Below are 25,408 nucleotides of genomic sequence, written 5' to 3'. Positions count from 1 at the left end.
TATATTTGTACTGTCCACAAAACTAGTACGAGATTCCCGGGAAAATACTGGCGGTCAGGGATAATTCGGAAAAACGGTCATAGTGTAAAAATAGACAAATAGAAGGAGGTCATCGATGGTGGAACGAGTCGACATCTTTAAAGACATTGCCGAACGGACGGGCGGAGATATCTACCTGGGGGTGGTAGGGCCCGTACGTACGGGAAAATCGACCTTTATCAAGCGGTTTATGGAGCAGGTCGTCATCCCGAATATTCAATCGGAAGCAGAGCGAATCCGCGCCACGGATGAATTGCCGCAGAGTGCTTCTGGTCGAACGATCATGACGACAGAGCCAAAATTTGTTCCGAACCAGGCCGTCAATGTACATGTAACCGAAGGGCTCAGCATCAACGTCCGCCTCGTTGACTGCGTCGGCTATACGGTACAAGGGGCAAAAGGATTTGAAGACGACAACGGCCCGCGCATGGTCAATACGCCATGGTACGAGGAGCCGGTCCCCTTTGAGGAAGCAGCAGAGGTGGGAACGCGCAAAGTCATTCAGGAGCACTCGACGATCGGGATTGTCGTCACGACGGATGGCAGCATCGCGGAAATACCGCGTGTCGGATACATTGACGCGGAGGAACGCGTCGTCAATGAACTGAAAGAAGTCGGGAAACCGTTCGTGATCGTCGTCAACTCCACACGTCCGCGCTCGGATGAGACGCAAAACCTGCGCCTGCAGCTCCAGGAAAAATACGATGTGCCCGTGGTCGCCTTGTCTGTGGATCACATGACGGAACAGGAAATCTTGCTTCTCATGAGAGAGGTGCTGTTTGAGTTTCCTGTCCATGAAGTCAACGTCAATCTGCCGAGCTGGGTTATGGTACTGGAAAGCGGACACTGGCTGCGTCAGAACTACGAAGAAGCCGTACGTGAGACCGTGCAGGACATCCGCCGGTTACGCGATGTGGACCGTGTCGTCGGCTTTTTCAATGAATACGACTTCGTGGAACGTGCCACACTCGCAGGCATGCACATGGGGCAAGGGATCGCGGAGATCGACCTGTACGCGCCGGATGAGCTGTACGACCGCATCCTGATGGAAATCGTCGGCGTCGAAATCAACGGCAAGGATCACTTGCTCAAGATCATGCAGGAGTTTGCGCACGCCAAGCGGGAGTATGACCAGGTGGCGGAAGCCTTGCATATGGTTCGCAGTACAGGTTACGGAATCGCGGCTCCGTCGCTGCATGAGATGACCTTGGACGAACCCGAACTCATTCGCCAGGGACCTCGCTTCGGTGTCCGCCTGAAAGCGACAGCGCCGTCCATTCACATGATTCGGGTAGACGTCGAATCCGAATTTGCGCCGATTATCGGTACAGAGAAGCAGAGCGAGGAGCTCGTCCGCTACCTCATGCAAGACTTTGACAAAGACCCGCTCTCGATCTGGAACTCGGATATTTTCGGGCGCTCCCTCCATTCCATCGTGCGGGAAGGCATACAGGCCAAAATCACCATGATGCCGGACAATGCCCGCTACAAATTGCAGGAAACGCTGGGACGAATTATAAACGAAGGCTCGGGCGGACTGATCGCGATTATACTCTAAGAATCAGGAGAAAAGTACCAGGAATTGAAATGCGATAAGGGGCACCCGGCGTGACGGGATGCCTTTTTTCTTGTATTTCGCTTTATTTCGACAGGAGGGGCTTGAATTTAAGAAATCTGTGTATTACTATAAGCTTGTCAGAACGGTAAAAACAACCAATCGTGTATAAAACGACCCGTTTCGGTTAAGAAAAATAGTAACGGTCTTGGTGTTCTTTGAGGGGAGGTGAACAAGAATGAACAAAACAGAACTGATTGCAAAAGTGGCTGATACCACTGAACTCACCAAAAAAGATGCTACCAAAGCAGTTGACGCGGTGCTGGATGCGATTGCGGAAGCATTGAAGACGGGTGAAAAAGTACAGCTGATCGGCTTTGGTAACTTCGAGGTTCGTGAGCGTGCGGCTCGCAAAGGTCGTAACCCACAAACAGGTGAAGAGATCGAGATCGCTTCCAGCAAAGTACCTGCGTTTAAACCAGGTAAGCAACTCAAAGACTCCATCAAGTAATCGTCACTTTTCGTGATCGAAACACTTACATAAAAAAATCCACATGATCCAATGTGGATTTTTTTCTTCCCCAAAAAACAGTTTACATAGGAAAAACCTTTTTCGATCTTTTTGTTTTTTTGTAGACAGTATGGTAAGATGGGCTTGTTTGTCCGTTACACTCACTTTTGGAAGCAGAGAGCGAGAGAGTAGGAGGTACCGCAATGAACGTCGATCTCGATAAAATCAAGCAGGCGGTTCGCATGATCCTGGAGGCAGTGGGAGAAGATCCGGATCGGGAAGGGTTGCTTGACACCCCAAAACGGGTAGCGAAAATGTACGCCGAAGTATTTGAAGGCATGCATATAGACGAGGAAGAATATTTTGAAACGATCTTCAGCGAGCAGCACGAAGAAATGGTGCTGGTCAAAGACATTCCGTTCTATTCGATGTGCGAGCATCATCTCGTGCCGTTTTTCGGCAAAGCGCATGTCGCCTACATTCCGCGCGGCGGACGTGTAGTGGGCCTGAGCAAACTGGCGCGGGCAGTCGATGCCGTCGCGCGTCGTCCGCAATTGCAGGAGCGCATTACTTCCACCGTCGCTGACGCGATCATGCGCAAGCTGGACCCCCACGGCGTGGTGGTAGTGGTGGAAGCCGAGCATATGTGCATGACCATGCGTGGCGTGAAGAAGCCAGGCTCCAAAACGGTGACGTCTGCGGTTCGCGGGCTGTTTGAAAAGGATGCGGCCGCACGGGCGGAGGTATTCAGCCTGATTCGCTAACCGCCCCCGAAACTCGGCTGATCACAAGAAAAAAACCGAGAAGCTATTGACACTACAGGTAAATTATTGTATAGTAAGGATGTACGTCGGGATGTGGCGCAGCCCGGTAGCGCGCACCCTTGGGGTGGGTGAGGTCCAGGGTTCAAATCCCTGCATTCCGACCATTTACATCGCGAAGCAGAAGCCTGAATTATCAGGCTTCTTTTTTTATCCAGGCAGCAGTGCGAGATCCCTGCGAAATGATTCCATATTCATTGTTGGCTTCCTGTTCGATCTTTTCTATAATGAAGAGAGATACAGTCGAAGAAAGGTTGTTAGTAACCATGAATGTACCCGTATCGCTACAGCCGTATTTGAGCCAGCTATCGACTTTCAGGAGCGCTACGCCTGCGCAGGCCCCACTTGCTGGCGCAGATGACGGATTGTTTTCCGACATGCTGCAGGAACAGCTTGCAGCAGGGCAGCGTGTGATTACTGCGGAGGAGATCATTGCCGACCTGGACGGCTCGCCTGAGTGGACGTATACGCAGGGCAGTGCCGCTTCCCGGGCAGGCCGGACTGCCGAAGCGACCGGTAGCGGACGAGCCCCTTCTACTGCTGCGCTGCTGGAAAAAATCGACCGCGTGGCACAGTCCATCGGGGTGGATAACGATCTGGTGCGTGAGGTGGTGCGCGCCGAGTCCAATTTTAACCCGTCAGCCTTGTCAAAAGCGGGAGCCAAGGGACTTATGCAGCTCATGGATCAAACGGCGCGGGCGATGAATGTGCGCAATGTGTACAATCCGGACGAGAACCTGGCAGGCGGGACCAAGTATTTGAAGAGTCTGCTGGATCGCTATGACGGCAACGTGAAGGTCGCGCTGGCTGCGTACAATGCCGGGCCGGGACGGATCAACCGCCTTGGTATCGACAGTGACGAGGAGCTCGAAGAAAAATATAGCCAACTGCCGAAGGAAACACAGCGCTATGTGGAGAAAATCATGAACAGATTGCAGGGAAGCCGGACATCTTAGAAGGCAATGACACATAACGCAATGGGCAAGGAGGAAGCAACGTGAGTCAACCATCCTCGTATAACCAGGATTATTTTGTGGTGAAAGCAAAAGAAAACGGGGTGCATGTCATCGGACTGACCCGAGGTTCGGATACACGCTTTCATCATACGGAAAAGCTTGATAAAGGCGAAGTGATGATCTTTCAGTTCACCGAGCATACATCGGCAATCAAAGTGCGCGGGAAGGCCGTCATCTACTCGCAGCACGGAACGATCGACACGACCGAATAGGCAAGGCATTTTGTGCAAAAGCAGGCATAGCCTGCTTTTTTTGTTTGTACAATGGTGGAGAGGAGGGATGTCTATGCCACGAAGACTGTTTGCGGCCATTGTTGTTTCTGCCTTTTTGGCTCTGATGCTGTCACTTGTCCCGCGAGCGGGCTGGAAACACACGGATGTACCCGCCTTTCTGGCAGCTGGCCCCATCCATCTTGACGAGCAAAATGCGCTGGATTTGTTTACAATGGTGAAAACAAATTATATGATAAAGCGTATAAAATGGGAGAACCCGTCGGTATATGTCGATCTGGCGGTGAAACCAGCCGAAAAAGTCGAGCTTTCACGGGTTTACCGGGATTTTTACAGCTTGACACACGAGCTGTTTACACGCACAGACAACGTCAAACAAGTATACTTCCGGGTGCTGGAGGTAACAGACGCCCCGAAGGAGTCGCGTCTCCTGGTGGCATTGGAGACTGGCAGCGCCAGGGAGGCAGCGTTTGAACAGGCCCCCGATCAGTTGACGGATGTGGAGTCTTACGTGAAACGAACGTTCCCTGTGACAATCGATCCGTATTTTTACGAGAGAATTAGTCCCTGATGATAGAAGTATGGTATGATAATAAGGACGGCCATTTGACCGGGTAATACAGATTGACCGACCGTGAGCGGAACAGGCATACATCATCAGGTTGTGCACAGCTTGTGGAGGAGGACGCATGAGCAAAGAACATACCCCATACGTAGAAGAAGTTCGGTTGATTATCGAACAGATCTACAAACGCAGTACCCATCCCTTTGTAGAGCATTATGTGGACGTTCCTTCCATGGCGGAAAATCGTCTGGCCTTGTTGTATCTGTTTTTGATGGAACAGGGGATGACAAAGGAACGCTCCATGGTATTCTGCACGGCGACTGGGCTTGTCCAATTGGGTTTGGACATTCACGAGCATGTGAAAAACGATTACGACCGGAGCTTGCACGAGGAGCGCAATCGGCAATTGACCGTTTTGGCGGGCGATTATTACAGTGCCCGTTACTACGCTCTGCTGGCGGAAGCAGGCGAGATCGAAGCGATTCAAGTATTGTCCGGAGCGGTTCAGCGTGTGAACGAAGCGAAGATGAGGCTCTATCTGGCAGGCCAGAACGGCAAAATATCGTCGACAGAGGAGTATTGGGAGCTGCGCAATACGATTGACACCGGGCTGTATGTGGCGGTCGTGGAGGCGTATGCCGATTCCGAGGATAACCGCCGTTTTTGGACGAACCTGATGAAAGAGACGGCAAAAGTAGAGAGCGTGATCGGGGAATGGGAGCAGCTGAAATGGCAAGAACAGGTTCCGTTTGGTTTTGCCCGTTTCATGCTGCAAAAACCGGGAGCGACCATTGCGCAGGTCATGTCCGGCATTGAGCAGAAAGCGCTGGAAATGATCGGTATGTGTGAGCAGATGGTCCGTACGCTGCATCCTGCCGAGACGCGCAATATGCTGGCGACGATGACGGCCCGTTATGCCCACCGGATCAACCGGCTGAAACGGGTTATTGAGGAGTTGTAGTCCAATTGAACCACACCCAAATGAACGAGAAGGCAAAGTACGTTCATTCCGTGTTTGAAAGCATCGCGGAAGAGTACGACAAAATGAACAACGTCATCAGCTTTGGGAGCCATGTAGCCTGGAGAAACTACACGATGAAGCAGATGAACATCCAGCCGGGACAAAAAGCGCTCGACGTCGCCTGCGGGACAGCTGACTGGACGATTGCGCTCGCCCAGGCGGTCGGCAAACAGGGGAGCGTCATCGGTCTTGACTTCAGCCAGAACATGCTGGATGTTGGCGCTTACAAGGTCGCACAGAAAGGACTCGGAGATGTTGCCAAGCTGGTGCATGGCGATGCGATGCAGCTGCCTTACGATGACAACACGTTTGACTTTGTGACGATCGGCTTCGCCCTGCGCAACGTGCCGGATATTCAGACCGTGCTCAACGAAATGACGCGCGTCGTCAAGCCAGGAGGGAAAGTCGTTTCGCTGGAAGTGTCCAAGCCTCCGAACTTGGCGTATCGCAAGCTCTTTTATCTTTACTTCTATAAAATTTTGCCGCTCATTGCAAAGTGGACGGTGAACAAATACGAGCAGTACGCTTGGCTGCCCGCATCGCTGACAAACTTCCCAGACAGCCGCGAACTGGCGCGCATGTTCCAGCAGGCCGGACTGGACCCTGTTCAGGTCAAGCTGTTCATGGGTGGCGTAGCTGCCCTGCACATGGGAGTCAAACCTTAATGTACGCAGCTGGTCGCCTGCATGATTGGCAGCGTGGTTGCCAGCAGGACAGGGCGGGGGTGTCCCATGTATTTTTTCAGTGATAGGAAGTGTATTTCATGAGTCTTAGCAAGTTGAAAATTATTTTGGAAATGATCAAGTTCGAGCACTCCCTCTTCGCCCTGCCCTTTGCTTTTATGGGAGCTGTTTTGGGGAATATTGTAATTGAAAAAACCTGGCCTACCTGGACAGAAATTTTTTGGGTCACCGTCGCCATGGTAGGGGCGCGCAGCGCAGCCATGTCGCTGAACCGGGTCATTGACCGTTACATCGATGCGAAAAACCCGCGGACTGCGAACCGGGCGATTCCCGCCGGTCTGATTTCGATTGTTGAGGTCATCCTGTTCATCATCGTTTCGTTTGCAGTCCTTTTCATCGCCGCGTTCCAATTAAACGCTCTGGCTGTGAAGCTGTTGCCTCTGGCCGTATTCGTACTGGTCGTGTACTCGTACACCAAACGCTTCACCTGGCTGTGCCACTTTGTGCTTGGCGTTGCCATCGGGTTCGGGCCGCTGGGCGGATGGGTAGCCACGACCGGGCAAGTGGACGGGACCGGTTTGCTGTTGTTCGCATCTGTCCTGTTTTGGACGGCTGGCTTCGATATTATCTACGCGTGCCAGGACAGCGAGTTTGACAGGAAAGAAGGCCTGTTCTCGATGCCGAGCCGGTTTGGCATCGCCAACGCGCTGATGATTGCGCGTTTTTGCCACGTCTTGACTTTCATCGGTCTCTTGTCCTTGTACGCAGTGGCGCATCTGTCCATCTGGTTCCTGGTAGGTGTGCTGATTTCAGGCGCCATACTCATTTATGAGCACACCTTGGTCAAGCCGACCGACTTGTCCAAGCTGGACGTCGCTTTCTTTAACATGAACGGGATTTTGAGCGTCGTCATGTTTGCCTTCACTATGATCGATCTGGTGATCTCATGAGCCAGCAGAAATGGGCTGTCGGCATCACAGGAGCGAGCGGCGCGATTTATGGCGTACGGTTGGTGCAGGAGCTGCTTCGTGCCGGACATATCGTTCATCTCATGATTACCGAAGCGGGCTGGCAAGTTTTTCGCGACGAGCTGGACTGGAGCGCGGATGATCGGGAGGCCCTGCTCCAGGAAAAGCTTCGGCAAAATTTCCCCGGAGAGCTGCACTATTGGGGCCTGCGCGACTTCAGTTGTCCGGCAGCCAGCGGTTCTTACCGCTGCGACGGCATGATCATCGTGCCTTGCTCTATGGGGACGTTGTCTGGCATCGCCCACGGCGCATCCGGCAACCTGCTGGAGCGGGTAGCCGACGTCATGCTCAAGGAAGGACGGCGATTGGTTATCGTTCCGCGTGAGACGCCATTGAATGCGATCCATCTGGAAAACATGCTGAAACTGAGCCGTCTGGGAGTCAAGATTTTGCCCGCCATGCCCGGCTTCTATCAAAAGCCGCAGACGATGGACGACCTGATCCATTTTGTCGTAGGAAAAGCTTTGGATGCCATGGATGTACCGCACTCGCTGTTTCGGCGTTGGGGAGAATAGTCCGTGCCGCGGACTGCCTTGAGCACTGCGTCAGCCGCGACTGTCAATCTGCTGCAAATGATTCTCCACAAGTTCTACGGTTACGAGATTTCAATCGTTACACAGGAACTGCACCTGGCAGAAATGTTGCGGGAGGCAGCCGCTGTGCTGATGATCGGAGATGAGGCGATCCAGGCGGCGAGCAAAGAAAAGGCAAGACAAGACAATGGGCCGCGCATCTGCTATGCCCAAACCCGTTTCGGGTGAGACAAGACAGAATGGGCCCTTTATTTTCAAGGTTTGCAGCACGATTTCGGCGACGTACAGCGGATTGGACTGGAGTATTACTACCGATGCGCAGCGGAGCTGGGACTTCTACCGGCACCGGCAACCGTCGACCTTTGGCAGGCTGGTGGACGGCAGACCAATACTACGTTGACGAGATAGGTGGAACGGATGAACCTAGTCGATATTTACTTCAAAATGAAAAAGGACGTCCAGTACATTGAGGATGAACTGGAAAAATCCATTGATACAGATATGCGGGAGCTTTACCAATCTGCCACGCATCTGCTGAAAGCGGGCGGCAAGCGGATACGCCCGGTCTTTGTGTTGCTCGGAGGAAAGTGGGGAGAGTACGACCTCAAGCGGCTGAAGCATGTGGCCGTTCCGCTGGAGCTGATTCACATGGCCTCGCTCGTTCACGACGATGTGATTGACGATGCCGACAAGCGCCGGGGCAAAGACACGGTGCGGATGAAGTGGGACAATAAGGTGGCGATGTACGCGGGTGACTATATTTTCGCGCGCGCCTTGGCCATCGCCGCGCAGCTTCCGATTCCCAAACTTCACCAAATCTTGTCCAATGCCATGGTCGAGCTGTGCAAAGGCGAGATCGAGCAAGTCAAAGATTTGAAAAACTGGAACCAAAACTTCCGCACCTATTTGCGCCGCATCAAGCGCAAAACGGCTCTCCTGATCGCGATCAGCTGCCAGCTGGGGGCAGTGGCAAGCGGTGCGAGCGAAGAGCTGATCCGCCGGATGTACTGGTATGGCTACAATGTGGGCATGGCGTTTCAAATAACCGACGACATTCTCGACTTTACAGGGACAGAGAAGCAGCTGGGCAAACCGGCTGGCAGCGACCTCGCGCACGGAAACATTACGTTGCCTGCACTCTACACCGCTCACTTCGGTCGGGCACGAGACCGCTTCCAGCAGTGGATTGCGGAAAATACGTTCTGGGATCATGTGGACGAAGCCATCCAGCTGGTGCGTGCGGATGAGGGCATCGCCTTTTCCCAGCGGCTGGCGGAGCGTTACATCGCGCGTGCCCATGCGTTTTTGGCCGATCTGCCGAACAACCAGGCCAAGACTTCACTCGCCGGGATTGCAGATTTTATTATCGAGCGCAAATTTTAATCGGTTTTTGCGGGCGTGACGGTTGCCTGTCCCCTGTTCTTTTGATAAAATTTTCGTTGGTGTGTGATGCACCAATACATAGTTCTGATGGAGGCATACTTACGATGGAAAAAACGTTCCTTATGGTTAAACCTGATGGCGTACAACGCAATTTGATCGGGGAAATCGTTTCCCGTTTTGAGAAAAAAGGCTACCAGCTGGTAGGCGCAAAATTGATGGTAGTTAGCCGCGAGTTGGCTGAACAACATTACGCAGAACACAAAGAGCGTCCTTTCTTCGGCGAGCTGGTTGACTTCATCACGTCCGGTCCTGTATTCGCAATGGTATGGCAAGGCAACAACGTTATCTCCACAGCGCGTGCGATGATGGGCAAAACCAACCCTGCTGACGCTGCGGCTGGAACGATCCGCGGAGACTTCGCTACTTCTGTAGGCATGAACATCATCCACGGTTCTGACTCCCCAGAGAGTGCTGAGCGTGAAATCGCCCTGTGGTTCTCCCCAGAGGAAGTTCTTTCCTATGAAAAAACGATCCAACGCTGGATCTAAGCCCAAGTCTGTCAAAAGCCCCGATCTCGGGGTTTTTTTCATTTTTTCGCCACAAAACGTTGCGGAATTCGTAGGATTAGCATGAAAAATGGCGAATTAAAAAATAAGCTGGCGAAGGAGGGCACACATATGGAGGACAAAGATTTTCTTCAATTTATAGCAAGTGTCAAAAAAATGACCGGAATCGATCTGGCCCTCTATAAGGAAGCGCAAATGAAGCGCAGGCTGACCTCGCTGCGACTGAAGCGGGGATATCAGTCGTTTTCCCATTACTTTGATGCCATTGCCAAAGACAAGGCGCTATTTTACGAGTTTTTGGATCGAATGACGATAAACGTATCAGAATTTTTTCGCAATCCGGGCAGATGGGAAGTGCTTGAGAACAAAATCTTGCCGCGCCTCGTGAAGCAATCGCCCCGGATAAAATGCTGGAGCGCCGCCTGCTCGACAGGAGAGGAGCCGTACACGCTGTCCTTGATTTTGCTGCGCAAGCGGATCGAGGCGACCCTGCTCGCTACCGACATCGATGAAGGGGCGCTCACCAAGGCAAAGCAGGGGGTCTATACGGACCGTTCTTTGCAGGATTGTCCCCAAGACCTCGTTGCGAAGTATTTCTTCAAGGATGCGCTTAGCTATCGGATCGCGGACGAAGTGAAAAACCGCGTGACGTTCAAGAAGCACAATTTGCTCGCCGACCCTTTCGACACCCAGTTCGATCTGATTATTTGCCGCAACGTCATGATTTACTTCACGGAAGAAGCCAAGCACGAGCTGTACCACAAATTCAGCCGCGCTCTGCGACCGGGCGGCGTGCTGTTCGTCGGGAGCACCGAGCAAATCTTCCAGCCGCAGCAATACCAGCTTGAGACAGAAGATACGTTCTTTTATCGAAAAATGGGATGATTTCTGGCATGGCTTTGTATATCTCTGCCCTTTTTTCCCAACACTAATGCTACCGACATGAAAAATCTGGGGGGCATCAGATGGATAAACACAAAGTCATCGAGGCATATCGTCGGGGACTCATCACTCTGCAGGAGTGTGGGCAAATACTGGGTGCGGAGAAGCAGCAGCTGGACGATCTGCTGCGTGTGGATCATTCCCGCCAGCCGCTTGGCTCCAATCCATTTCTAATGGTTGACCACTTTTAATCAACGCCATGACATGCTGCAGCGCTTCTCCCATCCGGAGGGGCGTTTTTCCTGTCACGGGACAGTTTCTCCGGCAGATTGCGACTTGGGTATTTCCAGCAGGTTATAGGTATGATATTATAGCGCTTAAAAGTGATAAAGGACAGCGCCCGATTTGTCAGCAGAAAAGTCGGGGAGAAGGCTGCCTGGAGGATGGAGGAAGCTAGACATGCGTTATTTGACAGCAGGAGAGTCTCACGGACCGCAATTGACGGCGATCATCGAGGGCGTACCGAGCAATCTGCCGATTTCCGTCGAGGCGATCAATGAGCAGCTGGCGCGCCGCCAAAAAGGGCACGGACGCGGCAGAAGAATGCAAATAGAAAAGGACCAGGTAAAAATTTTGTCCGGTGTGCGGCACGGTTATACGACAGGGGCGCCGATCACACTGGTCGTAGAAAATAAAGACTGGACGCACTGGCAAGGGATCATGAGTCCAGAGCCGGTCGACGGAACAGAAGAAAAACGCCGTGTGTCACGTCCACGTCCAGGCCATGCGGATTTGAACGGTGCGATCAAATACCACCAGCGCGATATGCGCAATATTCTGGAACGTTCCAGCGCGCGCGAGACGACTGTTCGCGTCGCGGTCGGCGCTGTTGCCCGTCAGCTGCTGGCAGCGTTCGGCATCCGGATTGGCGGACACGTCCTGCAAATCCATGACGTGGTGGCAAAAAGGGAGCAGGTGAGCCTGGAAGAGCTGATTGCCCGCACGGAAGAATCACCGGTTCGCTGTCTGGATAAGGAAGCGGAGATAAAAATGATGGAAGCGATCGACAAGGCAAAAGAGGACGGGGATTCCCTTGGGGGCACCGTGGAAGTCATCGTCGAAGGCGTGCCGATCGGTCTGGGAAGCCATGTCCAGTGGGATCGCAAGCTGGATGGACGACTGGCGCAGGCGATCATGAGCATTCAGGCCTTCAAAGGGGTAGAAATCGGTATCGGTTTTGAAGCGGCAGGGCTGAAAGGCTCCCAGGTGCACGATGAGATCGTCTGGAGCGAAGAAACGGGCTACAGCCGCAAGACCAATCGCGCTGGCGGGCTGGAAGGCGGCATGACGACAGGGATGCCGGTCGTTGTGCGCGGCGTGATGAAGCCGATCCCGACCTTGTACAAGCCGCTCATGAGCGTCGACATCGATTCAAGAGAGCCATTCGCGGCAAGCATCGAGCGCTCCGACAGCTGTGCCGTACCAGCGGCGAGTGTCGTGGCAGAAGCGGTCGTGGCATGGGAGATTGCCAATGCCATGTGCGAAAAATTCCCGTCCGACTCCATGGATGACATGTTGGCAAACGTCCAGGAGTACCGGGCGTACACGGAGAAATTCTGATGAAACACGAGACGTTGACAGTAGAGCTGGGAGAGCGCTCCTATCCCATCGTCATTGGCGATGGTCTCCTGCAGCAAGCACCGCGTTTGCTGCAGGAGGCTGCGATCTCAAAAGCGAGCCATCACTTGATCGTTACGGATGAACATGTAGCAGCGAATTACCTCGAGCCGCTTCGCGAAGCTTTGGCGGAAGCGGGCTATCGCACCACGGCGAGCGTCATCGCCCCCGGTGAGCAGTCCAAAAGCCTGGCGGTGTACGAGCGCATCATGACGGAAGCGATCCAGAGCGGACTCGACCGCAAGTCTGCCGTATTGGCGCTCGGCGGCGGTGTGGTCGGCGATTTGGCGGGGTTCGTGGCGGCGACGTACATGCGGGGAATTTCTTTTGTCCAGCTGCCGACGACGCTACTCGCGCACGACAGCTCGGTGGGAGGCAAGGTCGCGATCAATCATCCCCTGGGCAAAAACTTGATCGGAGCCTTCCATCAGCCGCGAGCGGTCATTTATGACACGTCCGCGCTGCGTTCATTGCCCAAGCGGGAAGTAGCGGCAGGCTTTGCCGAAGTGATCAAGCACGGCTTGATCTCCGACGAGGCGTTTGTCGAGTGGCTCGAGGAACATGCCGACCGTCTGTGGGCGTTGGATTCTGAATGGTTGGCCAAAGCGATCCACCGCGGCTGTGCAGTCAAGGCGGCGATTGTGTCCGAGGATGAAACGGAGCAAGGCAAGCGCGCTCTCCTGAACCTGGGGCACACGTTCGGGCATGCCTTTGAGGCGCTCAGTTCCTATTCTGTGCTGAACCACGGCGAGGCGATCGCAATCGGAATGTGCCTGGCTGCCAAAGTGGCTGAGCGGGTCGGATTTGCAGAAAAGAGCGTGTACGAGCGCACAGAAAGGGTGCTTCGGCTGTACCACCTGCCGACGAAATGGCCGGGAAATCTCGCGCCGGAAGCGGTGCTCGAAGCGATGAAACGGGACAAAAAGACGGTCGGGGGCAAGCTCGCCCTTGTTTTGCCGCGGGCAATCGGACAGGCAGAAGTCGTCAAAGACATCGAGGAAGACATCATCTTGACAGTCATGCGAGAAGAAGCGGAGGCAAAGTAATGGGAATGCGAGGAATCAGAGGAGCGATCACGGTAGAAGCTGACACGCGCGAGGAAATCGTCTCTTCGACGAAATGGCTGCTGGAGGAAATGGTCAGCCGCAATGAAGTGGCACCGGAAGACATTGCCAGTATCATCATCACGACGACTGATGATTTGACCGCGACGTTTCCGGCGCAGGCTGCCCGCTTGCTGGAGGGAGACGGCTGGCAGTACGTTCCCCTCATGTGCGCGCGGGAAATTCCGGTGCCAGGCAGTTTGCCGCTCTGCGTGCGCGTGATGATGCACGTTAATACGGAGAAAAAGGCGCGAGACATCCATCACGTGTTCCTTCGGGATGCGGTCAAGCTCCGCCCTGATTTGACAAATCGATAGTTGACATTCCGGGCGCTCTCTTTTACGATAGGTGAAACGAGAGCGTCTCGTTTTCCGGTTCGATACATTACCGGCTGAGAGCAGAGCAAGCAGAGCAGAGTTGAGATGAGTTAGGTTGAGGAGAGAAGAGCAGGCTGGGTATAGCAATAGACCCATTCCAGTGCTCGCACTGGTTTTTTTATGAAAAACATTCCCCGTTTTTCATAAATCAAGATCGTCGCCTTACGCGGTCACCAAATAGCGGCCTTCGCTGTTGTTTGTATCGTATTTCTCCCCCTACCTCTCGCTCTAAGCAGCGGGCAGGAAAAAGAACAGGCAGTCCGCCGTCTTTTTTCCCCCGAAAAGGAGATGAGAGTCCATGTTTTTCCCTTCCCTGGCCGAGATTCAATCCCTTTCGGCTACCTATTCGTTACTCCCTGTGAGCATGACTTTACTCGCTGACCATGAGACACCGATCCGCCTGTACCAGAAGCTGCGCACCAGCGACTCGTTTCTGCTGGAAAGCGTGGAAGGCGGTGCGAGATGGGCGCGGTTTTCGTTTATCGGCATGAACCCGTTCCAGATTGTCGAAGCCAAGGGCGAAGACATCACCATTACCCGCCGCAGCGGCGAGCGAGTGACGCTGCAAGGCAATCCCGTTACGTTCTTACGTGAGGAAGCCGATCGCTACAAAAGTCCAAAGCTGCCCCGGCTGCCCCGGTTGAGCGGCGGCGCGGTCGGATTTTTCGGCTACAACACGCTGCGATATTTTGAAAAGCTGCCGGCTCACCGCCACGAGCCGCTGCGAGTGCCTGACATGCGCTTTCTGTTCGTGGACGAGATGATCGCCTTCGACCACCTGAAGCAGGAAATTCAGCTGATCGTCAATCTGCATGTCGAAGCAGGCGATACGCCGACTGCCATCGCCCGAAAATACGCGCAAGTCTGTGAACGGCTGGAAGAGCTGGCTGCCAAAGTAACGGCACCGATGGCGGCAGAGAGCCGCATTCAGGTCGGCGAGCAGGAGGCTGCGCCGCTGAAGGTAGAGCCGAACATGACACGCGAAGAGTACGAGCAAATGGTCGTGAAGGCGAAGGAATACATCGCGGCAGGTGACATTTTTCAAGTCGTTCTCTCCCAGCGTTTTACTGTCAAGACCGACGTCGATCCGTTCGCCGTCTACAGGCTGCTGCGCACCTTGAATCCTTCCCCGTACATGTACTACCTCGAGTACGAGGGAGAGACGGTCGTGGGCACTTCTCCGGAGCTGCTCGTGCGCGTCGAGGATGGAAAAGTGGAAATGCGCCCGATTGCAGGCACTCGCAAGCGGGGCGGGACACCTGCGGAGGACGAACGACTGGCGGCCGACCTGCTGGCGGATCAGAAGGAGCGCGCCGAGCATTACATGCTGCTGGACCTGGGACGCAACGACGTCGGCAAAGTATCGGCTTACGGCAGCGTGAAAGTGGAAGAAGCGCTGGTTATCGAAAATTACTCCCACGTCATGCACATGGTCTCGCATGTCACAGGCAAGCTGCGCGAAGGATTGCACCCGTTCGATGCGTTGCTGTCCGCGTTTCCGGCGGGGACGGTATCAGGCTCGCCCAAGCTGCGGGCGATGGAGATCATCGCCGAGCTGGAGCCGGATGCCCGCCACCTGTACGCGGGCGCGATCGGATACATTTCATTTGACGGATCGGTCGACAGCTGCATCACCATTCGGACGCTGTTCTTCCAGGACGGATACGCACACGTCCAGGCGGGGGCGGGAATCGTAGCCGACTCCGTACCTGCAAGCGAATACCAGGAGACGATCAACAAGGCGGCAGCGATGATTTCCGCGCTGGAAAAGGCGGAGCAGCTGTTTGCGCGCAAGGAGGAATTGTCATGCTGACACAGGCGCTGGAGCACATTTTGCAGGGGAAGCACCTCGATACGGAAGTCGCCGAAAGAGCCATGGGCGAGATCATGGATGGGAAAGCGACTCCAGCACAAATCGGAGCTTTTCTCGCCAGTCTGCGACTGAAAGGCGAGCAGGTGGCGGAGATCATCGGCTTCGCCCGCGCCATGCGAGCACGAGCCACGAGATTCCCGCTCGACATCCCGGGCCTGGTCGATACGTGCGGAACCGGCGGAGACGGAGCGCACACCTTCAATATTTCTACCGCGAGCGCCTTTGTGGCGGCAAGCGACGGCGTGCGGATTGCCAAGCATGGCAACCGCGCCGTCTCCAGCAAGAGCGGCAGTGCCGATGTGCTGGAAGCGTTGGGCGTGCCAGTCAATTTGACGCCAGAGGCAGCAGCGGACTGCTTGCGCATCACCAATCTGTGCTTCCTGTTTGCGCCGCTTTACCACCAGGCGATGAAGCACGCTGCCGGGCCGCGCAAGGAGCTGGCCGTACGCACTGTTTTCAACTTGCTTGGCCCGCTGACCAACCCGGCAAATGCCAGCCATCAGTTGATGGGAGTCTATGACGCCAGGTTGCTGTCGACAGTGGCATCCGTCCTCGGGCAGCTCGACGTCAAACGGGCGTTGGTCGTGGCGGGAGCAGACGGACTCGATGAGTTGACCGTGACAGGGATCAGCCACATCGCGGAGCTGCGCGATGGACAGATCAAGACCTACGAGATAGAACCGGAGCAGTTCGGACTGCGCCGCCATGACAAAGAAGCACTGCGCGGGGGAGATGCCGCTGAAAACGCGGCGATCATCCGCGATGTATTCGCCGGCAAGCGCGGCGCGGCCCGTGATATTGTCCTGCTGAACGCAGGGGCGATTCTGTACCTCGCAAACCGGGTAAGCTCGCTGGAGGCGGGCGTCATCCGCGCAGCGGAGTTGATCGACGACGGACTGGTCATGAGCAAGCTGGAGCAAATCCGCGAGGTCGCAGGGGGTATGGTACATGCTTCGTAAAATTGTCGAGAAAAAACGGGAAGAGGTAGCCCGCCTGCGCAGTGTCAGCTCGCTTCCATCCTTGCTGGCAGCCGCGCAGCAAAAGGGAAAGCCGCGCGGATTTCGCCAGGCGCTTGAGACGAGTGTCCGGCCTGTCAGCCTCATCGCCGAGGTAAAGAAAGCATCGCCGTCCAAAGGGCTGATCCGCTCCGACTTTGAACCGGTCGCGATTGCCAAGGCGTATCAGGCAGCCCAAGCGGAATGCATCTCCGTACTCACGGACGAATCGTTTTTCCAGGGCAGTCTCGCTTATTTGCGAGCGATTCACGATGCGGTAGAGCAGCCGCTGTTGCGCAAGGACTTTCTCATTGATGAGTGGCAGGTAGTCGAGGCGAGGGCAGCAGGGGCAGATGCGGTTCTGCTCATCGCGGCGATCCTCGACGGTGAGCAGCTGCGGCATCTCTATCAGACAGCCAGGGAACTCGGCATGGACGTCCTGGTCGAAGTGCACGATCGCCGGGAGACCGATTTGGTGCTCACTTCGATCACGCCGACGCTAATCGGCATCAACAATCGCAATTTGCACACGTTTCAGACCGATCTTGCTGTCACTCGCGAAGTGATCGCGGACATTCCGGCTTCCATCACAGTGGTGAGCGAGAGCGGCATTTCCCTTCCGGCCGACATCGAATACGTGCGAACCGCCGGGGCACGTGCCGTATTGGTGGGGGAACATTTCATGCGGCAAAGCGATGTGGCAAAGGCAGTCATCTCCCTCGTGGGCGAAGCTGCTATGCGGCAGGCGGGGGTGAGAAAGTGACCCGCATCAAGATTTGTGGCATCAAACGGGCGGAAACTTTGGCACAGCTCGCGTCACTGGGAGTGGATTACGCCGGCTTCGTCTTCGCTCCGAGCAGACGCAGGGTCGAGGCAGCCGCCGCGCGAGCGCTGCTTGACGCCGTGCCTGACCACCCGCCAGCAGTAGGTGTATTTGTCAATCCGACGCTGGACGAACTGGACGAGGTCCTGGGACAGGTGCCGCTTGCTGTGGTTCAGCTGCACGGGCAAGAATCGCCGGAATATTGCCGCATCGTCAAGGAGCGCTATTCGCTGCCAGTCTGGAAAGCGCTCGCGGTGGGCGGAGAAGACGACGCGGTGTCAGAGATCGGACGGTATGCGAAGGCCGTAGGCGCTTTTCTGTTTGATACCTACGACCCAGGCCAGGCTGGGGGCACGGGAAAACGCTTCTCCTGGGAGCATATCCCGCAGCTACAGGCGGCTTGCCAGGATCGGACCTGCATCATCGCTGGCGGCATCAACGCCGAAAATGTCCAGGAGCTTGTCCTTCGCTATCAGGCGGGGATGATTGATGTATCGAGTGGAGTAGAGACAGACGGAGAAAAAGATACAGAGAAAATAAAAACGTTGGTGGAGAGGGTGAAGGCGCATGTTGGATAAAGCGACAGCTACGCGAACCGTGCCGGATGAAAAAGGCCGGTTCGGAGCCTATGGAGGAAAATTTGTACCGGAGACGCTGATGAACGCGTTGACCGAGCTGGAGGCAGCGTTTGCGGAAGCGAAGCAGGACCCGGCTTTCTGTGCGGAATTGAACCACCTCTTGAGCGAGTATGCCGGCCGGCCGACGCCGCTCACCTACGCCGAGCGTCTGACCGAGGAGTTAGGCGGCGCGCGCATTTACCTGAAGCGGGAAGACTTGAACCACACCGGCGCACACAAGCTGAACAATGCCTTGGGGCAAGGACTGTTGGCCAAGCGGATGGGGAAAAAGTCGATCATCGCGGAGACAGGGGCAGGTCAGCACGGGGTGGCTTCTGCAACTGTGGCAGCGAAGCTCGGCCTCTCCTGCAAAGTATTTATGGGCGAAGAAGACATTCGCAGGCAATCCTTGAACGTCTTTCGCATGCGGCTTCTGGGCGCGGAGGTCATCCCGGCTGTCTCCGGCTCCCGCACGCTCAAGGATGCCACCAATGAAGCGATCCGTTACTGGGTCTCCAACGTGGACGAGACGTTTTACGTGATCGGGTCCGTAGTCGGTCCGCATCCGTATCCGTACATGGTGCGCGAATTCCAAAAGATCATCGGGGAAGAGACGCGCGCGCAAATTTTGCAAATGCTCGGGAGACTGCCGGATGAAGTTATCGCATGCGTAGGCGGCGGCAGCAACGCGATCGGGATGTTCTATCCCTTTATCCAGGATGAGACAGTGGCGCTGCGGGGAGTAGAGGCAGCCGGAAAAGGCTTGGAGACAGACAAGCATGCCGCCACACTCACACTCGGTCGCCCAGGCGTCATCCACGGCTCGCTGACCTACTTGTTGCAGGACAGCCATGGCCAAGTGCAAGAAGCGCATTCGATCTCGGCCGGGCTGGACTACCCAGGCGTCGGTCCCGAGCATGCATACTTGAAAGACAACGGCCGTGTGACCTACACCTCTGTCACCGATGCCGAAGCGCTGGAGGCTGTGCAAATTCTTTGCCGGACAGAGGGCATCATCCCGGCGCTGGAGAGCGCGCATGCGATCGCGGAAGCTGTGAAGCGCGCCCCGCAAATGTCCAGGGACGAAATTCTCGTCATCTGCCTGTCCGGTCGCGGCGACAAGGACGTGCTGACCATTCAGGACGCATTGGGACAACAAATCGAAGGAGGCGTTCAGTGATGACGGCAACCGTGAATCGCATTGACCGTTTGTTTGCAGACCGCAGCCGCAAACGTTTTATCCCTTTCATTACCGTCGGAGACCCTACCCTCGAGGCGACGTACCAGCTCGCCCATGCCTTGGTAGAGGCGGGGGCAGACATCCTCGAGCTGGGCATCCCGTATTCAGATCCGTTGGCGGACGGACCGACCATCCAGCGGGCTTCACAACGAGCGCTGGCGAATGGCATTTCCATCCAGGATGGACTGGAGCTGGTGGCTCGGCTGCGCTCGTCAGGCATGGAAACGGCGCTCGTTTTATTCACCTATGTCAATCCCGTGCTGCAGTACGGCATTGGACGCTTTTTTGCCGATCTCGCCAAATACGGGGCAGACGGCGTCGTCATTCCTGATTTGCCGATCGAGGAAAACGGCCCGGCGGTAGCGGCAGCGCAAAAATACGGCATCCATGTGATTTCGCTGGTGGCACCGACCTCCCAGTCGCGCATCCGGACAATCGGCGAACAGGCGACGGGCTTCCTCTACTGCGTCTCGTCTCTCGGCGTGACCGGTGCGCGTGCCTCCTTGCGCGACGATCTGGCAGATTTCCTGGGCAGAGTAAAGGCAAGTACGAAGGCCCCGACTGCTGTAGGCTTTGGCATCTCCACGCCGGAGCAGGTAAGAGCCGTCGCTCCCCACACGGACGGCGTGATCGTCGGCAGCGCCATCGTGCTTGAAATCGAACGCCATGCCGAGCAATTGAAGGAGCCCGATCAGTCCGCAGAGGCTGTCGCAAAAATAAAAACGTTTGTACATCAGTTGGCCAGTGCGTTACAATAGTTTCAAAAACGTGACTGGAGTGAATCGTGGATGCAACCGAAGCAGCGCATATTGAATGCCCCGGTTTACCAACCTGGGAAACCGATTGATGATGTCAAGAGGGAGTACGGTTTGACAGATGTAATCAAGCTGGCGTCCAACGAAAACCCGTATGGCTCCTCGCCAAAAGCAAAAGAAGCGATCACCGCGCATCTGGACAACCTGGCGCTCTATCCCGACGGGGCCAGCCTGAACCTGCGCTGGGATTTGGCAGAGTTTCTCGGAGTCAAGCCGAGTCAACTGATTTTCGGAAACGGATCGGATGAAAACCTGTTGATGATCGCCCGTGCCTATTTGAGCGAGGGGACCAATACTGTCATGGCGAAGCCGACGTTTTCCCAATACCGCTCCAATGCGATCATCGAAGGGGCAGAGCTGATTGAAGTGCCGCTGAAGGACGGGGTTCACGATCTGGAAGCGATGGCGGCGGCGATCAACGAGCAGACTCGGGTCGTCTGGGTGTGCAACCCGAACAATCCGTCCGGTACGATCGTGACAGCGGCAGAGCTGGAAGCATTTCTGAAAAAAGTGCCGAAAAACGTTCTCGTGGTACTGGACGAAGCGTATTACGAGTACGTCGTAGACCCGGAATATCCGCAAACGGTGCCAATGCTGGCTGACTATCCGAACCTGATCATCCTGCGCACCTTCTCCAAAATTTACGGCCTTGCGACTTTGCGCGTCGGCTACGGCATCGCTTCCGAAGAGATTGTCTCCCATCTGGAGCATGTGCGCGAGCCGTTCAATACAGGGACGCTGGGTCAGGTAGCAGCTCGTGCTGCGCTGCACGACCAGGAGTTCGTGAAAACCTGCCGCGAGCGTAACCGCGAAGGCATGAAGCAGTTCACGGATGCGTTTGACGCGTGGGGTCTGGATTACTATCCATCCCAGACGAACTTTATCCTCGTCAACCTGAAACAGGATTCAGATGCCGTATTCAAACAGCTGCTTAGCCAAGGCATTATCGTTCGTTCGGGGAACGCGCTCGGCCATCCTGGTTACCAACGAATTACCATTGGTACGCCGGAGCAAAATGAGAAGGTTCTCTCCGCACTGAAAGAGATAGTCACAGGCGCATTGAAAGAATAACGCGGATGCCGGGACACCCCCCGGCATCTTTGTCTACATGCAACCAGGAAGGATCGAACTTTTCTATGAAAAAAACAACCATAGCTGTGCTGGGCGTCGGGCTTATCGGCGGATCGATTGCCTTGTCCATGCGCCGTGACCCGGCGATTCGCGTCGTCGGATTCGACGTGCGTCAGGATCGGTTGGACAAGGCTTTGACGCTGGGCGTGATTCATGCCGGGACAACCGACTTGCAGACGGCCGTGCGAGAAGCAAACATCATTTTTTTGGCCGCGCCCGTGGAACAGATTTTCACGACATTGCGGCGTCTGTCCGAGGTGGAGCTGCAGCCGGATGTGATCGTGACGGATGTAGGAAGCACCAAGGCCAAAATCGTTCGGGAAGCGCTCAAAGTGATTCCGCCTCACGTGACCTTTATCGGCGGGCATCCGATGGCGGGCTCCCACAAATCCGGAGTGGAAGCAGCCTCTGACCGGCTGCTGGAAAATGCTTATTACGTACTGACCCCCGACGCGAACACACCTGATCATCTCGTTAACCGCCTGATCCAAGTCCTCTCCTTGACGCGGGCGAAAGTCGTGCAGATGGACCCTGAGACACATGACCAGGTAGTCGGAGCCGTCAGTCATTTTCCGCACATTCTGGCCTCTGCACTCGTTAATCTCGTTGCCGGCTACGATGGCGATAACGCTTGGCATGCGCGCCTGGCAGCAGGCGGCTTCCGCGACATTACCCGCATCGCCTCCAGCAATCCGCGGATGTGGCGGGATGTCTTGCTGCAAAACCGTGAGCCGCTGCTGAAGATCGCGAAAGACTGGACGAAAGCGCTGGAAGACGTGATGGAACTGGTGGAAGCGGGCGATGCGGAGAGGATCGAACAGTTTTTCCAGACGGCGAGAGATTTCCGCGAAGGCTTGCCGGAGCGAAAAGCTGGTGCCTTGCCGCCGTTGTATGATCTGTATATTGACATTCCCGACCATCCAGGGGAAATCGGCAGGATTACCACGCTCCTTGGGGCGAAGCAAATCAACATCATCAACCTGCAAATCCGCGAGACTCGCGAGGACATTTACGGTGCCCTGCGCATTACGTTTCAGTCACAGGCGGAATTGGAAAAAGGGGAAGAATTGCTCCGTTATTTCGACTACAATGTATACAGACGGACGTAGTTTTTGCTGCCATCCGACTTTACAACGAAGACGCTTCACAGCATGACTGTTAGACAATTAAAGGGGAGTGGAACCGTGCTTCGCGTAAGACAAGCCAAAAAAATAAAAGGAACCGTTCGAGTTCCGGGAGACAAATCCATTTCGCATCGGGCGGTCATGTTCGGGTCTCTGGCTGAAGGGACGACGACCATTGAAGGCTTCCTGCCAGGTGCCGACTGCCTGAGCACGATCAGCTGCTTCCGCCGCATGGGGATCGTGATCGAACAGGCAGGGGACAAGGTAACGGTACACGGCAAAGGATGGTACGGGCTGCAAGAGCCGACGGAAAGGCTGGACGTGGGCAACTCCGGCACGACGATTCGCCTGATGGCCGGCATCATGTCAACACAGCCTTTTCATGTTGTGATGGAAGGCGACGAGTCCATTGCCAAAAGGCCGATGCGCCGGGTAATCGGGCCGCTCCGCCAGATGGGCGCGAAAATCGACGGCCGCAAAGACGGGGAATTCACGCCGCTGGCCATTCGCGGGGGAGAACTGCAAGGTATTTCGTACCAATCTCCCGTCGCCAGCGCGCAAGTCAAGTCGGCCATATTGCTCGCGGGCTTGCAGGCGAAAGGGGTTACCAGCGTGACAGAGCCGCACTTGTCCCGCGACCATACGGAGCGGATGTTGCAGGCGTTCGGCGTGCAGGTCGTTCGTGACGGCCTGACCGTCTCGGTAGAAGGCGGCCAGACGCTGCGTGGACGAGCGATTCAGGTGCCAGGCGACATTTCTTCCGCAGCTTTTCTGATCGCAGCCGTGATGATGGTCCCAGGCAGTTCCCTTCTGATTGAAAACGTAGGGGTCAACCCGACACGGACGGGAATCATCGACGTGGTCAGGGAAATGGGCGGAGACCTTGTGTTGCTCAACGAACGGGTAGTGAACGAAGAGCCGATTGCCGATCTGCTGGTCAAGCATTCCCCGTTGCACGGAATCGAGATCGCGGGTGACATCATTCCACGGCTGATTGACGAAATTCCGGTGATTGCCGTCATGGCGACACAGGCAAAAGGGCGTACCGTCATTCGCGACGCCCAGGAGCTGAAGGTGAAAGAAACGGACCGGATCGCCACGGTTGTAAGCCAGCTGTCCAAATTCGGGGCGAAAGTGATCCCGACAGACGATGGCATGATTATTGAAGGGGAGAGCAAGTTGACAGGAGCGTCGATCGATAGCATGGGCGATCACCGGATTGGCATGGCGATGGCGATTGCCGGCCTTGCTGCAGCAGGCGAAACAGAGATCGCCAATGATGAAGCGATCAACGTTTCGTTCCCTGGGTTCGCGGCTTTGCTGGAGCAAATCAGCGAGTAAGCAAAACGAAGAGGCACCCGCATGCGCGCATGCGGGTTTTGTTTTGCCCAGGGATGGGGGAGCTGACCTTGCTTCCATCAGCAGAAAAAAATTTACGCTCTCTGTTTTTAGCGAAAATGATTTGACAAGCGCTTACATTCCGTTTATTATAAAAATACAGTATGGTTTCTCTCCACTCCTATCCAATATCTATAGCACGATCGTGCTACCGTCGTTTGAATGCGCTTACATCAACGGCGGTATTTTTTTGTACTTTTTGCCTGATTCACGCATATGCTCGTACAAATCGGAACTCGAGGACCAGGGATCGTGAGGGGGACGAGCAGTGGTGAGAGAAGAAATCGTCATTCGCGGCGGGAAGATTGTGACCCCGTTCTATGTGAAAGAGGCAGATATTTGGATCGCAAACGGCAAGATCACGCGTGTTGCCAAAGATACGATGCCAAAAATTTCACTGACGAAGCCCCCTGTCGAGCTGGATGCGACGGGAATGTACTTGCTGCCCGGTTTTATCGCCATTCCCGACAGCCCAATCTATCGGGTGAAGGAGCGGAATCAATACATGTCATGCATCCAGAACTTCATCAAAAGAGGCTGTACAAGCCTTGTCGATACGTTCGATCCTGAAGCCTGGATGAATGACTCCCAGATTCGTTATCAGCAAACGGCCCATTTTAATAGCATGATCGATTACGTGTGGCATGTCGGAATCGATGCGAGGCAGTTGGGCGGAGGAGAGGCAGCCAGGTGGTTCCATTCCGGATATCCTTCTCTGCTCATCCGGATGCGGGATGAAGAAGATTTTTCCAGCATAAACTGGGAAACGATTTCGCGTTTACATACGTCAAATAAGACGATTCTTCACTTACACGTGCCTCCTGGTTCGATGGCCAAGGAGCAGAGAGAGAGGCTCCTGCAGCTTTGGCTCACAGCCACCCGGTATTGGAAGCTTCGCACGGTACTCACCGATTCCACAGCAAGGTACGATCTCGATACGGATTCGTACTACCATATTTTTCGACTCAGCAGAGAGTGGACAGAGCGAGCCATGCGGCAAATGCACCGGCATTGGTTCCGCAATTTGCCCTACATCGCTCCGCTGCACGACATCCAGTTCGACGTTCGCCGAAGCTGGTGCAGCGATGAGGAACTGCTTTGTCTGATCGTCCGGCTCGCCTCGGCAAACGTGGCGAAGGCAGTCGGTCTTTATCCGGCAAAAGGAGCGTTGCTGCCTGGCTCTGACGCGGATATCGTTTTCCTGAAAACGGAAAACTGGTTGACAAAGTTTGATGTTTCCACTATTCTCAATTTTAGCGAAACGCACCTTCCAACATCTGTTATGTCGAATGGAAGATGGATCTATCGAGATATGCGGTTTTGCTCTTCAATTGGCATGGGACGGCGTCTGTTCGACACCAGGCCCTACTCATATGTCATATAACCCCATATTTGGGGGTTT

General features: G+C 55.1%; 28 protein-coding genes and 1 tRNA gene. All 29 read left to right on the top strand.

Features of this window, described 5'->3' with window-relative positions:
- The first annotated feature begins 118 nt into the window (after positions 1-118).
- Entirely contained in the window at positions 119-1,597 is a 1,479-nt protein-coding gene (gene spoIVA, locus ACFSO0_RS17800; protein WP_376883251.1) for a stage IV sporulation protein A, read from the top strand.
- Between the two features lie 235 nt (positions 1,598-1,832).
- Entirely contained in the window at positions 1,833-2,105 is a 273-nt protein-coding gene (locus tag ACFSO0_RS17795; RefSeq protein WP_376882524.1) for an HU family DNA-binding protein, read from the top strand.
- A gap of 203 nt (positions 2,106-2,308) precedes the next feature.
- A complete protein-coding gene (gene folE / locus ACFSO0_RS17790; RefSeq protein WP_376882522.1) occupies positions 2,309-2,869 on the top strand; it encodes a GTP cyclohydrolase I FolE in 561 nt (186 codons plus the stop codon).
- An 87-nt stretch (positions 2,870-2,956) separates the two neighbouring features.
- Positions 2,957-3,033, top strand: a tRNA-Pro gene (locus ACFSO0_RS17785).
- 159 nt (positions 3,034-3,192) lie between these two features.
- Positions 3,193-3,882 carry a lytic transglycosylase domain-containing protein gene (locus ACFSO0_RS17780; protein ID WP_376882520.1) on the top strand — a complete coding sequence of 230 codons (690 nt, stop codon included), beginning with the start codon at positions 3,193-3,195 and terminating at the stop codon, positions 3,880-3,882.
- A 41-nt stretch (positions 3,883-3,923) separates the two neighbouring features.
- Positions 3,924-4,154 carry a trp RNA-binding attenuation protein MtrB gene (gene mtrB, locus ACFSO0_RS17775; RefSeq protein ID WP_376882517.1) on the top strand — a complete coding sequence of 77 codons (231 nt, stop codon included), beginning with the start codon at positions 3,924-3,926 and terminating at the stop codon, positions 4,152-4,154.
- 73 nt (positions 4,155-4,227) lie between these two features.
- The gene (locus tag ACFSO0_RS17770; protein ID WP_376882515.1) at positions 4,228-4,743 is read left to right on the top strand and encodes a hypothetical protein; all 516 of its coding nucleotides are present in this window, start codon (positions 4,228-4,230) and stop codon (positions 4,741-4,743) included.
- A 118-nt stretch (positions 4,744-4,861) separates the two neighbouring features.
- Positions 4,862-5,698, top strand: coding sequence for a heptaprenyl diphosphate synthase component 1 (locus tag ACFSO0_RS17765; RefSeq protein WP_376882512.1), 837 nt, complete (start codon positions 4,862-4,864; stop codon positions 5,696-5,698).
- A 5-nt stretch (positions 5,699-5,703) separates the two neighbouring features.
- Complete coding sequence (locus ACFSO0_RS17760) at positions 5,704-6,423, top strand: demethylmenaquinone methyltransferase (protein WP_376882510.1); 720 nt, start codon at positions 5,704-5,706, stop codon at positions 6,421-6,423.
- Between the two features lie 98 nt (positions 6,424-6,521).
- The gene (locus ACFSO0_RS17755; RefSeq protein ID WP_376882508.1) at positions 6,522-7,391 is read left to right on the top strand and encodes a UbiA-like polyprenyltransferase; all 870 of its coding nucleotides are present in this window, start codon (positions 6,522-6,524) and stop codon (positions 7,389-7,391) included.
- Positions 7,388-7,984, top strand: a complete 597-nt coding sequence (locus tag ACFSO0_RS17750; RefSeq protein ID WP_376882506.1) for a UbiX family flavin prenyltransferase — start codon at positions 7,388-7,390, stop codon at positions 7,982-7,984. The genes ACFSO0_RS17755 and ACFSO0_RS17750 overlap by 4 nt, the downstream gene beginning before the upstream one ends.
- 3 nt (positions 7,985-7,987) lie before the next feature.
- Positions 7,988-8,230, top strand: coding sequence for an MqnA/MqnD/SBP family protein (locus ACFSO0_RS17745; protein ID WP_376882502.1), 243 nt, complete (start codon positions 7,988-7,990; stop codon positions 8,228-8,230).
- A 189-nt stretch (positions 8,231-8,419) separates the two neighbouring features.
- The gene (locus ACFSO0_RS17740) at positions 8,420-9,385 is read left to right on the top strand and encodes a polyprenyl synthetase family protein (RefSeq protein WP_376882500.1); all 966 of its coding nucleotides are present in this window, start codon (positions 8,420-8,422) and stop codon (positions 9,383-9,385) included.
- A gap of 104 nt (positions 9,386-9,489) precedes the next feature.
- Positions 9,490-9,933: a nucleoside-diphosphate kinase gene (gene ndk / locus ACFSO0_RS17735; RefSeq protein WP_376882497.1), complete on the top strand. Its 444-nt coding sequence runs from the start codon at positions 9,490-9,492 to the stop codon at positions 9,931-9,933.
- Positions 9,934-10,062: 129 nt separating this feature from the next.
- Positions 10,063-10,836: a CheR family methyltransferase gene (locus ACFSO0_RS17730; RefSeq protein ID WP_376882494.1), complete on the top strand. Its 774-nt coding sequence runs from the start codon at positions 10,063-10,065 to the stop codon at positions 10,834-10,836.
- 80 nt (positions 10,837-10,916) lie between these two features.
- A complete protein-coding gene (locus ACFSO0_RS17725; RefSeq protein ID WP_376882492.1) occupies positions 10,917-11,084 on the top strand; it encodes a hypothetical protein in 168 nt (55 codons plus the stop codon).
- 208 nt (positions 11,085-11,292) lie between these two features.
- On the top strand, positions 11,293-12,453 hold the full coding sequence (gene aroC, locus ACFSO0_RS17720; protein WP_376882489.1) for a chorismate synthase: 1,161 nt from the start codon (positions 11,293-11,295) through the stop codon (positions 12,451-12,453).
- Positions 12,453-13,556 carry a 3-dehydroquinate synthase gene (aroB, locus tag ACFSO0_RS17715; protein ID WP_376882486.1) on the top strand — a complete coding sequence of 368 codons (1,104 nt, stop codon included), beginning with the start codon at positions 12,453-12,455 and terminating at the stop codon, positions 13,554-13,556. The genes aroC and aroB overlap by 1 nt, the downstream gene beginning before the upstream one ends.
- Positions 13,556-13,930 (top strand): chorismate mutase, encoded by a 375-nt coding sequence (gene aroH, locus ACFSO0_RS17710; protein ID WP_376882484.1) that lies wholly within the window; start codon positions 13,556-13,558, stop codon positions 13,928-13,930. Before aroB ends, aroH begins: the two co-directional genes overlap by 1 nt.
- A 358-nt stretch (positions 13,931-14,288) precedes the next feature.
- Entirely contained in the window at positions 14,289-15,803 is a 1,515-nt protein-coding gene (gene trpE / locus ACFSO0_RS17705) for an anthranilate synthase component I (protein ID WP_376882482.1), read from the top strand.
- Entirely contained in the window at positions 15,797-16,822 is a 1,026-nt protein-coding gene (gene trpD / locus ACFSO0_RS17700) for an anthranilate phosphoribosyltransferase (protein ID WP_376882480.1), read from the top strand. The genes trpE and trpD overlap by 7 nt, the downstream gene beginning before the upstream one ends.
- Positions 16,812-17,621, top strand: coding sequence for an indole-3-glycerol phosphate synthase TrpC (trpC, locus tag ACFSO0_RS17695; RefSeq protein WP_376882477.1), 810 nt, complete (start codon positions 16,812-16,814; stop codon positions 17,619-17,621). The genes trpD and trpC overlap by 11 nt, the downstream gene beginning before the upstream one ends.
- Positions 17,618-18,259, top strand: a complete 642-nt coding sequence (locus ACFSO0_RS17690; RefSeq protein ID WP_376882474.1) for a phosphoribosylanthranilate isomerase — start codon at positions 17,618-17,620, stop codon at positions 18,257-18,259. The genes trpC and ACFSO0_RS17690 overlap by 4 nt, the downstream gene beginning before the upstream one ends.
- Complete coding sequence (gene trpB, locus ACFSO0_RS17685; protein ID WP_376882471.1) at positions 18,249-19,478, top strand: tryptophan synthase subunit beta; 1,230 nt, start codon at positions 18,249-18,251, stop codon at positions 19,476-19,478. The genes ACFSO0_RS17690 and trpB overlap by 11 nt, the downstream gene beginning before the upstream one ends.
- Positions 19,478-20,296 carry a tryptophan synthase subunit alpha gene (trpA, locus tag ACFSO0_RS17680; RefSeq protein ID WP_376882469.1) on the top strand — a complete coding sequence of 273 codons (819 nt, stop codon included), beginning with the start codon at positions 19,478-19,480 and terminating at the stop codon, positions 20,294-20,296. The genes trpB and trpA overlap by 1 nt, the downstream gene beginning before the upstream one ends.
- A 30-nt stretch (positions 20,297-20,326) precedes the next feature.
- Positions 20,327-21,424 carry a histidinol-phosphate transaminase gene (hisC, locus tag ACFSO0_RS17675; protein ID WP_376882467.1) on the top strand — a complete coding sequence of 366 codons (1,098 nt, stop codon included), beginning with the start codon at positions 20,327-20,329 and terminating at the stop codon, positions 21,422-21,424.
- Between the two features lie 65 nt (positions 21,425-21,489).
- On the top strand, positions 21,490-22,593 hold the full coding sequence (locus ACFSO0_RS17670) for a prephenate dehydrogenase (protein ID WP_376882464.1): 1,104 nt from the start codon (positions 21,490-21,492) through the stop codon (positions 22,591-22,593).
- Positions 22,594-22,668: 75 nt separating this feature from the next.
- Positions 22,669-23,949: a 3-phosphoshikimate 1-carboxyvinyltransferase gene (gene aroA, locus ACFSO0_RS17665; RefSeq protein ID WP_376882461.1), complete on the top strand. Its 1,281-nt coding sequence runs from the start codon at positions 22,669-22,671 to the stop codon at positions 23,947-23,949.
- 325 nt (positions 23,950-24,274) lie between these two features.
- On the top strand, positions 24,275-25,390 hold the full coding sequence (locus ACFSO0_RS17660) for an amidohydrolase family protein (RefSeq protein WP_376882456.1): 1,116 nt from the start codon (positions 24,275-24,277) through the stop codon (positions 25,388-25,390).
- Positions 25,391-25,408: the final 18 nt, after the last annotated feature.

Origin of the sequence: Brevibacillus sp. GCM10020057, assembly GCF_042683565.1 — a bacterium.
Taxonomy (GTDB): Bacteria; Bacillota; Bacilli; order Brevibacillales; family Brevibacillaceae; genus Brevibacillus.
Note: the sequence above shows the minus strand (reverse complement) of the source record. Positions and strands in the feature narration are given on the sequence as shown.

Bases quoted from the DNA above. Each gene is read 5' to 3' on its own strand.
- ACFSO0_RS17765 (WP_376882512.1), top strand. From the start codon at position 4,862: ATGAGCAAAGAACATACCCCATACGTAGAAGAAGTTCGGTTGATTATC.
- trpE (WP_376882482.1), top strand. From the start codon at position 14,289: ATGTTTTTCCCTTCCCTGGCCGAGATTCAATCCCTTTCGGCTACCTAT.
- ACFSO0_RS17795 (WP_376882524.1), top strand. From the start codon at position 1,833: ATGAACAAAACAGAACTGATTGCAAAAGTGGCTGATACCACTGAACTC.
- trpD (WP_376882480.1), top strand. From the start codon at position 15,797: ATGCTGACACAGGCGCTGGAGCACATTTTGCAGGGGAAGCACCTCGAT.
- aroB (WP_376882486.1), top strand. From the start codon at position 12,453: ATGAAACACGAGACGTTGACAGTAGAGCTGGGAGAGCGCTCCTATCCC.
- ACFSO0_RS17750 (WP_376882506.1), top strand. From the start codon at position 7,388: ATGAGCCAGCAGAAATGGGCTGTCGGCATCACAGGAGCGAGCGGCGCG.
- ACFSO0_RS17740 (WP_376882500.1), top strand. From the start codon at position 8,420: ATGAACCTAGTCGATATTTACTTCAAAATGAAAAAGGACGTCCAGTAC.
- ACFSO0_RS17755 (WP_376882508.1), top strand. From the start codon at position 6,522: ATGAGTCTTAGCAAGTTGAAAATTATTTTGGAAATGATCAAGTTCGAG.
- ndk (WP_376882497.1), top strand. From the start codon at position 9,490: ATGGAAAAAACGTTCCTTATGGTTAAACCTGATGGCGTACAACGCAAT.
- ACFSO0_RS17770 (WP_376882515.1), top strand. From the start codon at position 4,228: ATGCCACGAAGACTGTTTGCGGCCATTGTTGTTTCTGCCTTTTTGGCT.
- trpA (WP_376882469.1), top strand. From the start codon at position 19,478: ATGACGGCAACCGTGAATCGCATTGACCGTTTGTTTGCAGACCGCAGC.
- ACFSO0_RS17725 (WP_376882492.1), top strand. From the start codon at position 10,917: ATGGATAAACACAAAGTCATCGAGGCATATCGTCGGGGACTCATCACT.
- folE (WP_376882522.1), top strand. From the start codon at position 2,309: ATGAACGTCGATCTCGATAAAATCAAGCAGGCGGTTCGCATGATCCTG.
- hisC (WP_376882467.1), top strand. From the start codon at position 20,327: ATGCAACCGAAGCAGCGCATATTGAATGCCCCGGTTTACCAACCTGGG.
- ACFSO0_RS17730 (WP_376882494.1), top strand. From the start codon at position 10,063: ATGGAGGACAAAGATTTTCTTCAATTTATAGCAAGTGTCAAAAAAATG.
- ACFSO0_RS17670 (WP_376882464.1), top strand. From the start codon at position 21,490: ATGAAAAAAACAACCATAGCTGTGCTGGGCGTCGGGCTTATCGGCGGA.
- aroH (WP_376882484.1), top strand. From the start codon at position 13,556: ATGGGAATGCGAGGAATCAGAGGAGCGATCACGGTAGAAGCTGACACG.
- trpB (WP_376882471.1), top strand. From the start codon at position 18,249: ATGTTGGATAAAGCGACAGCTACGCGAACCGTGCCGGATGAAAAAGGC.
- ACFSO0_RS17780 (WP_376882520.1), top strand. From the start codon at position 3,193: ATGAATGTACCCGTATCGCTACAGCCGTATTTGAGCCAGCTATCGACT.
- aroC (WP_376882489.1), top strand. From the start codon at position 11,293: ATGCGTTATTTGACAGCAGGAGAGTCTCACGGACCGCAATTGACGGCG.
- trpC (WP_376882477.1), top strand. From the start codon at position 16,812: ATGCTTCGTAAAATTGTCGAGAAAAAACGGGAAGAGGTAGCCCGCCTG.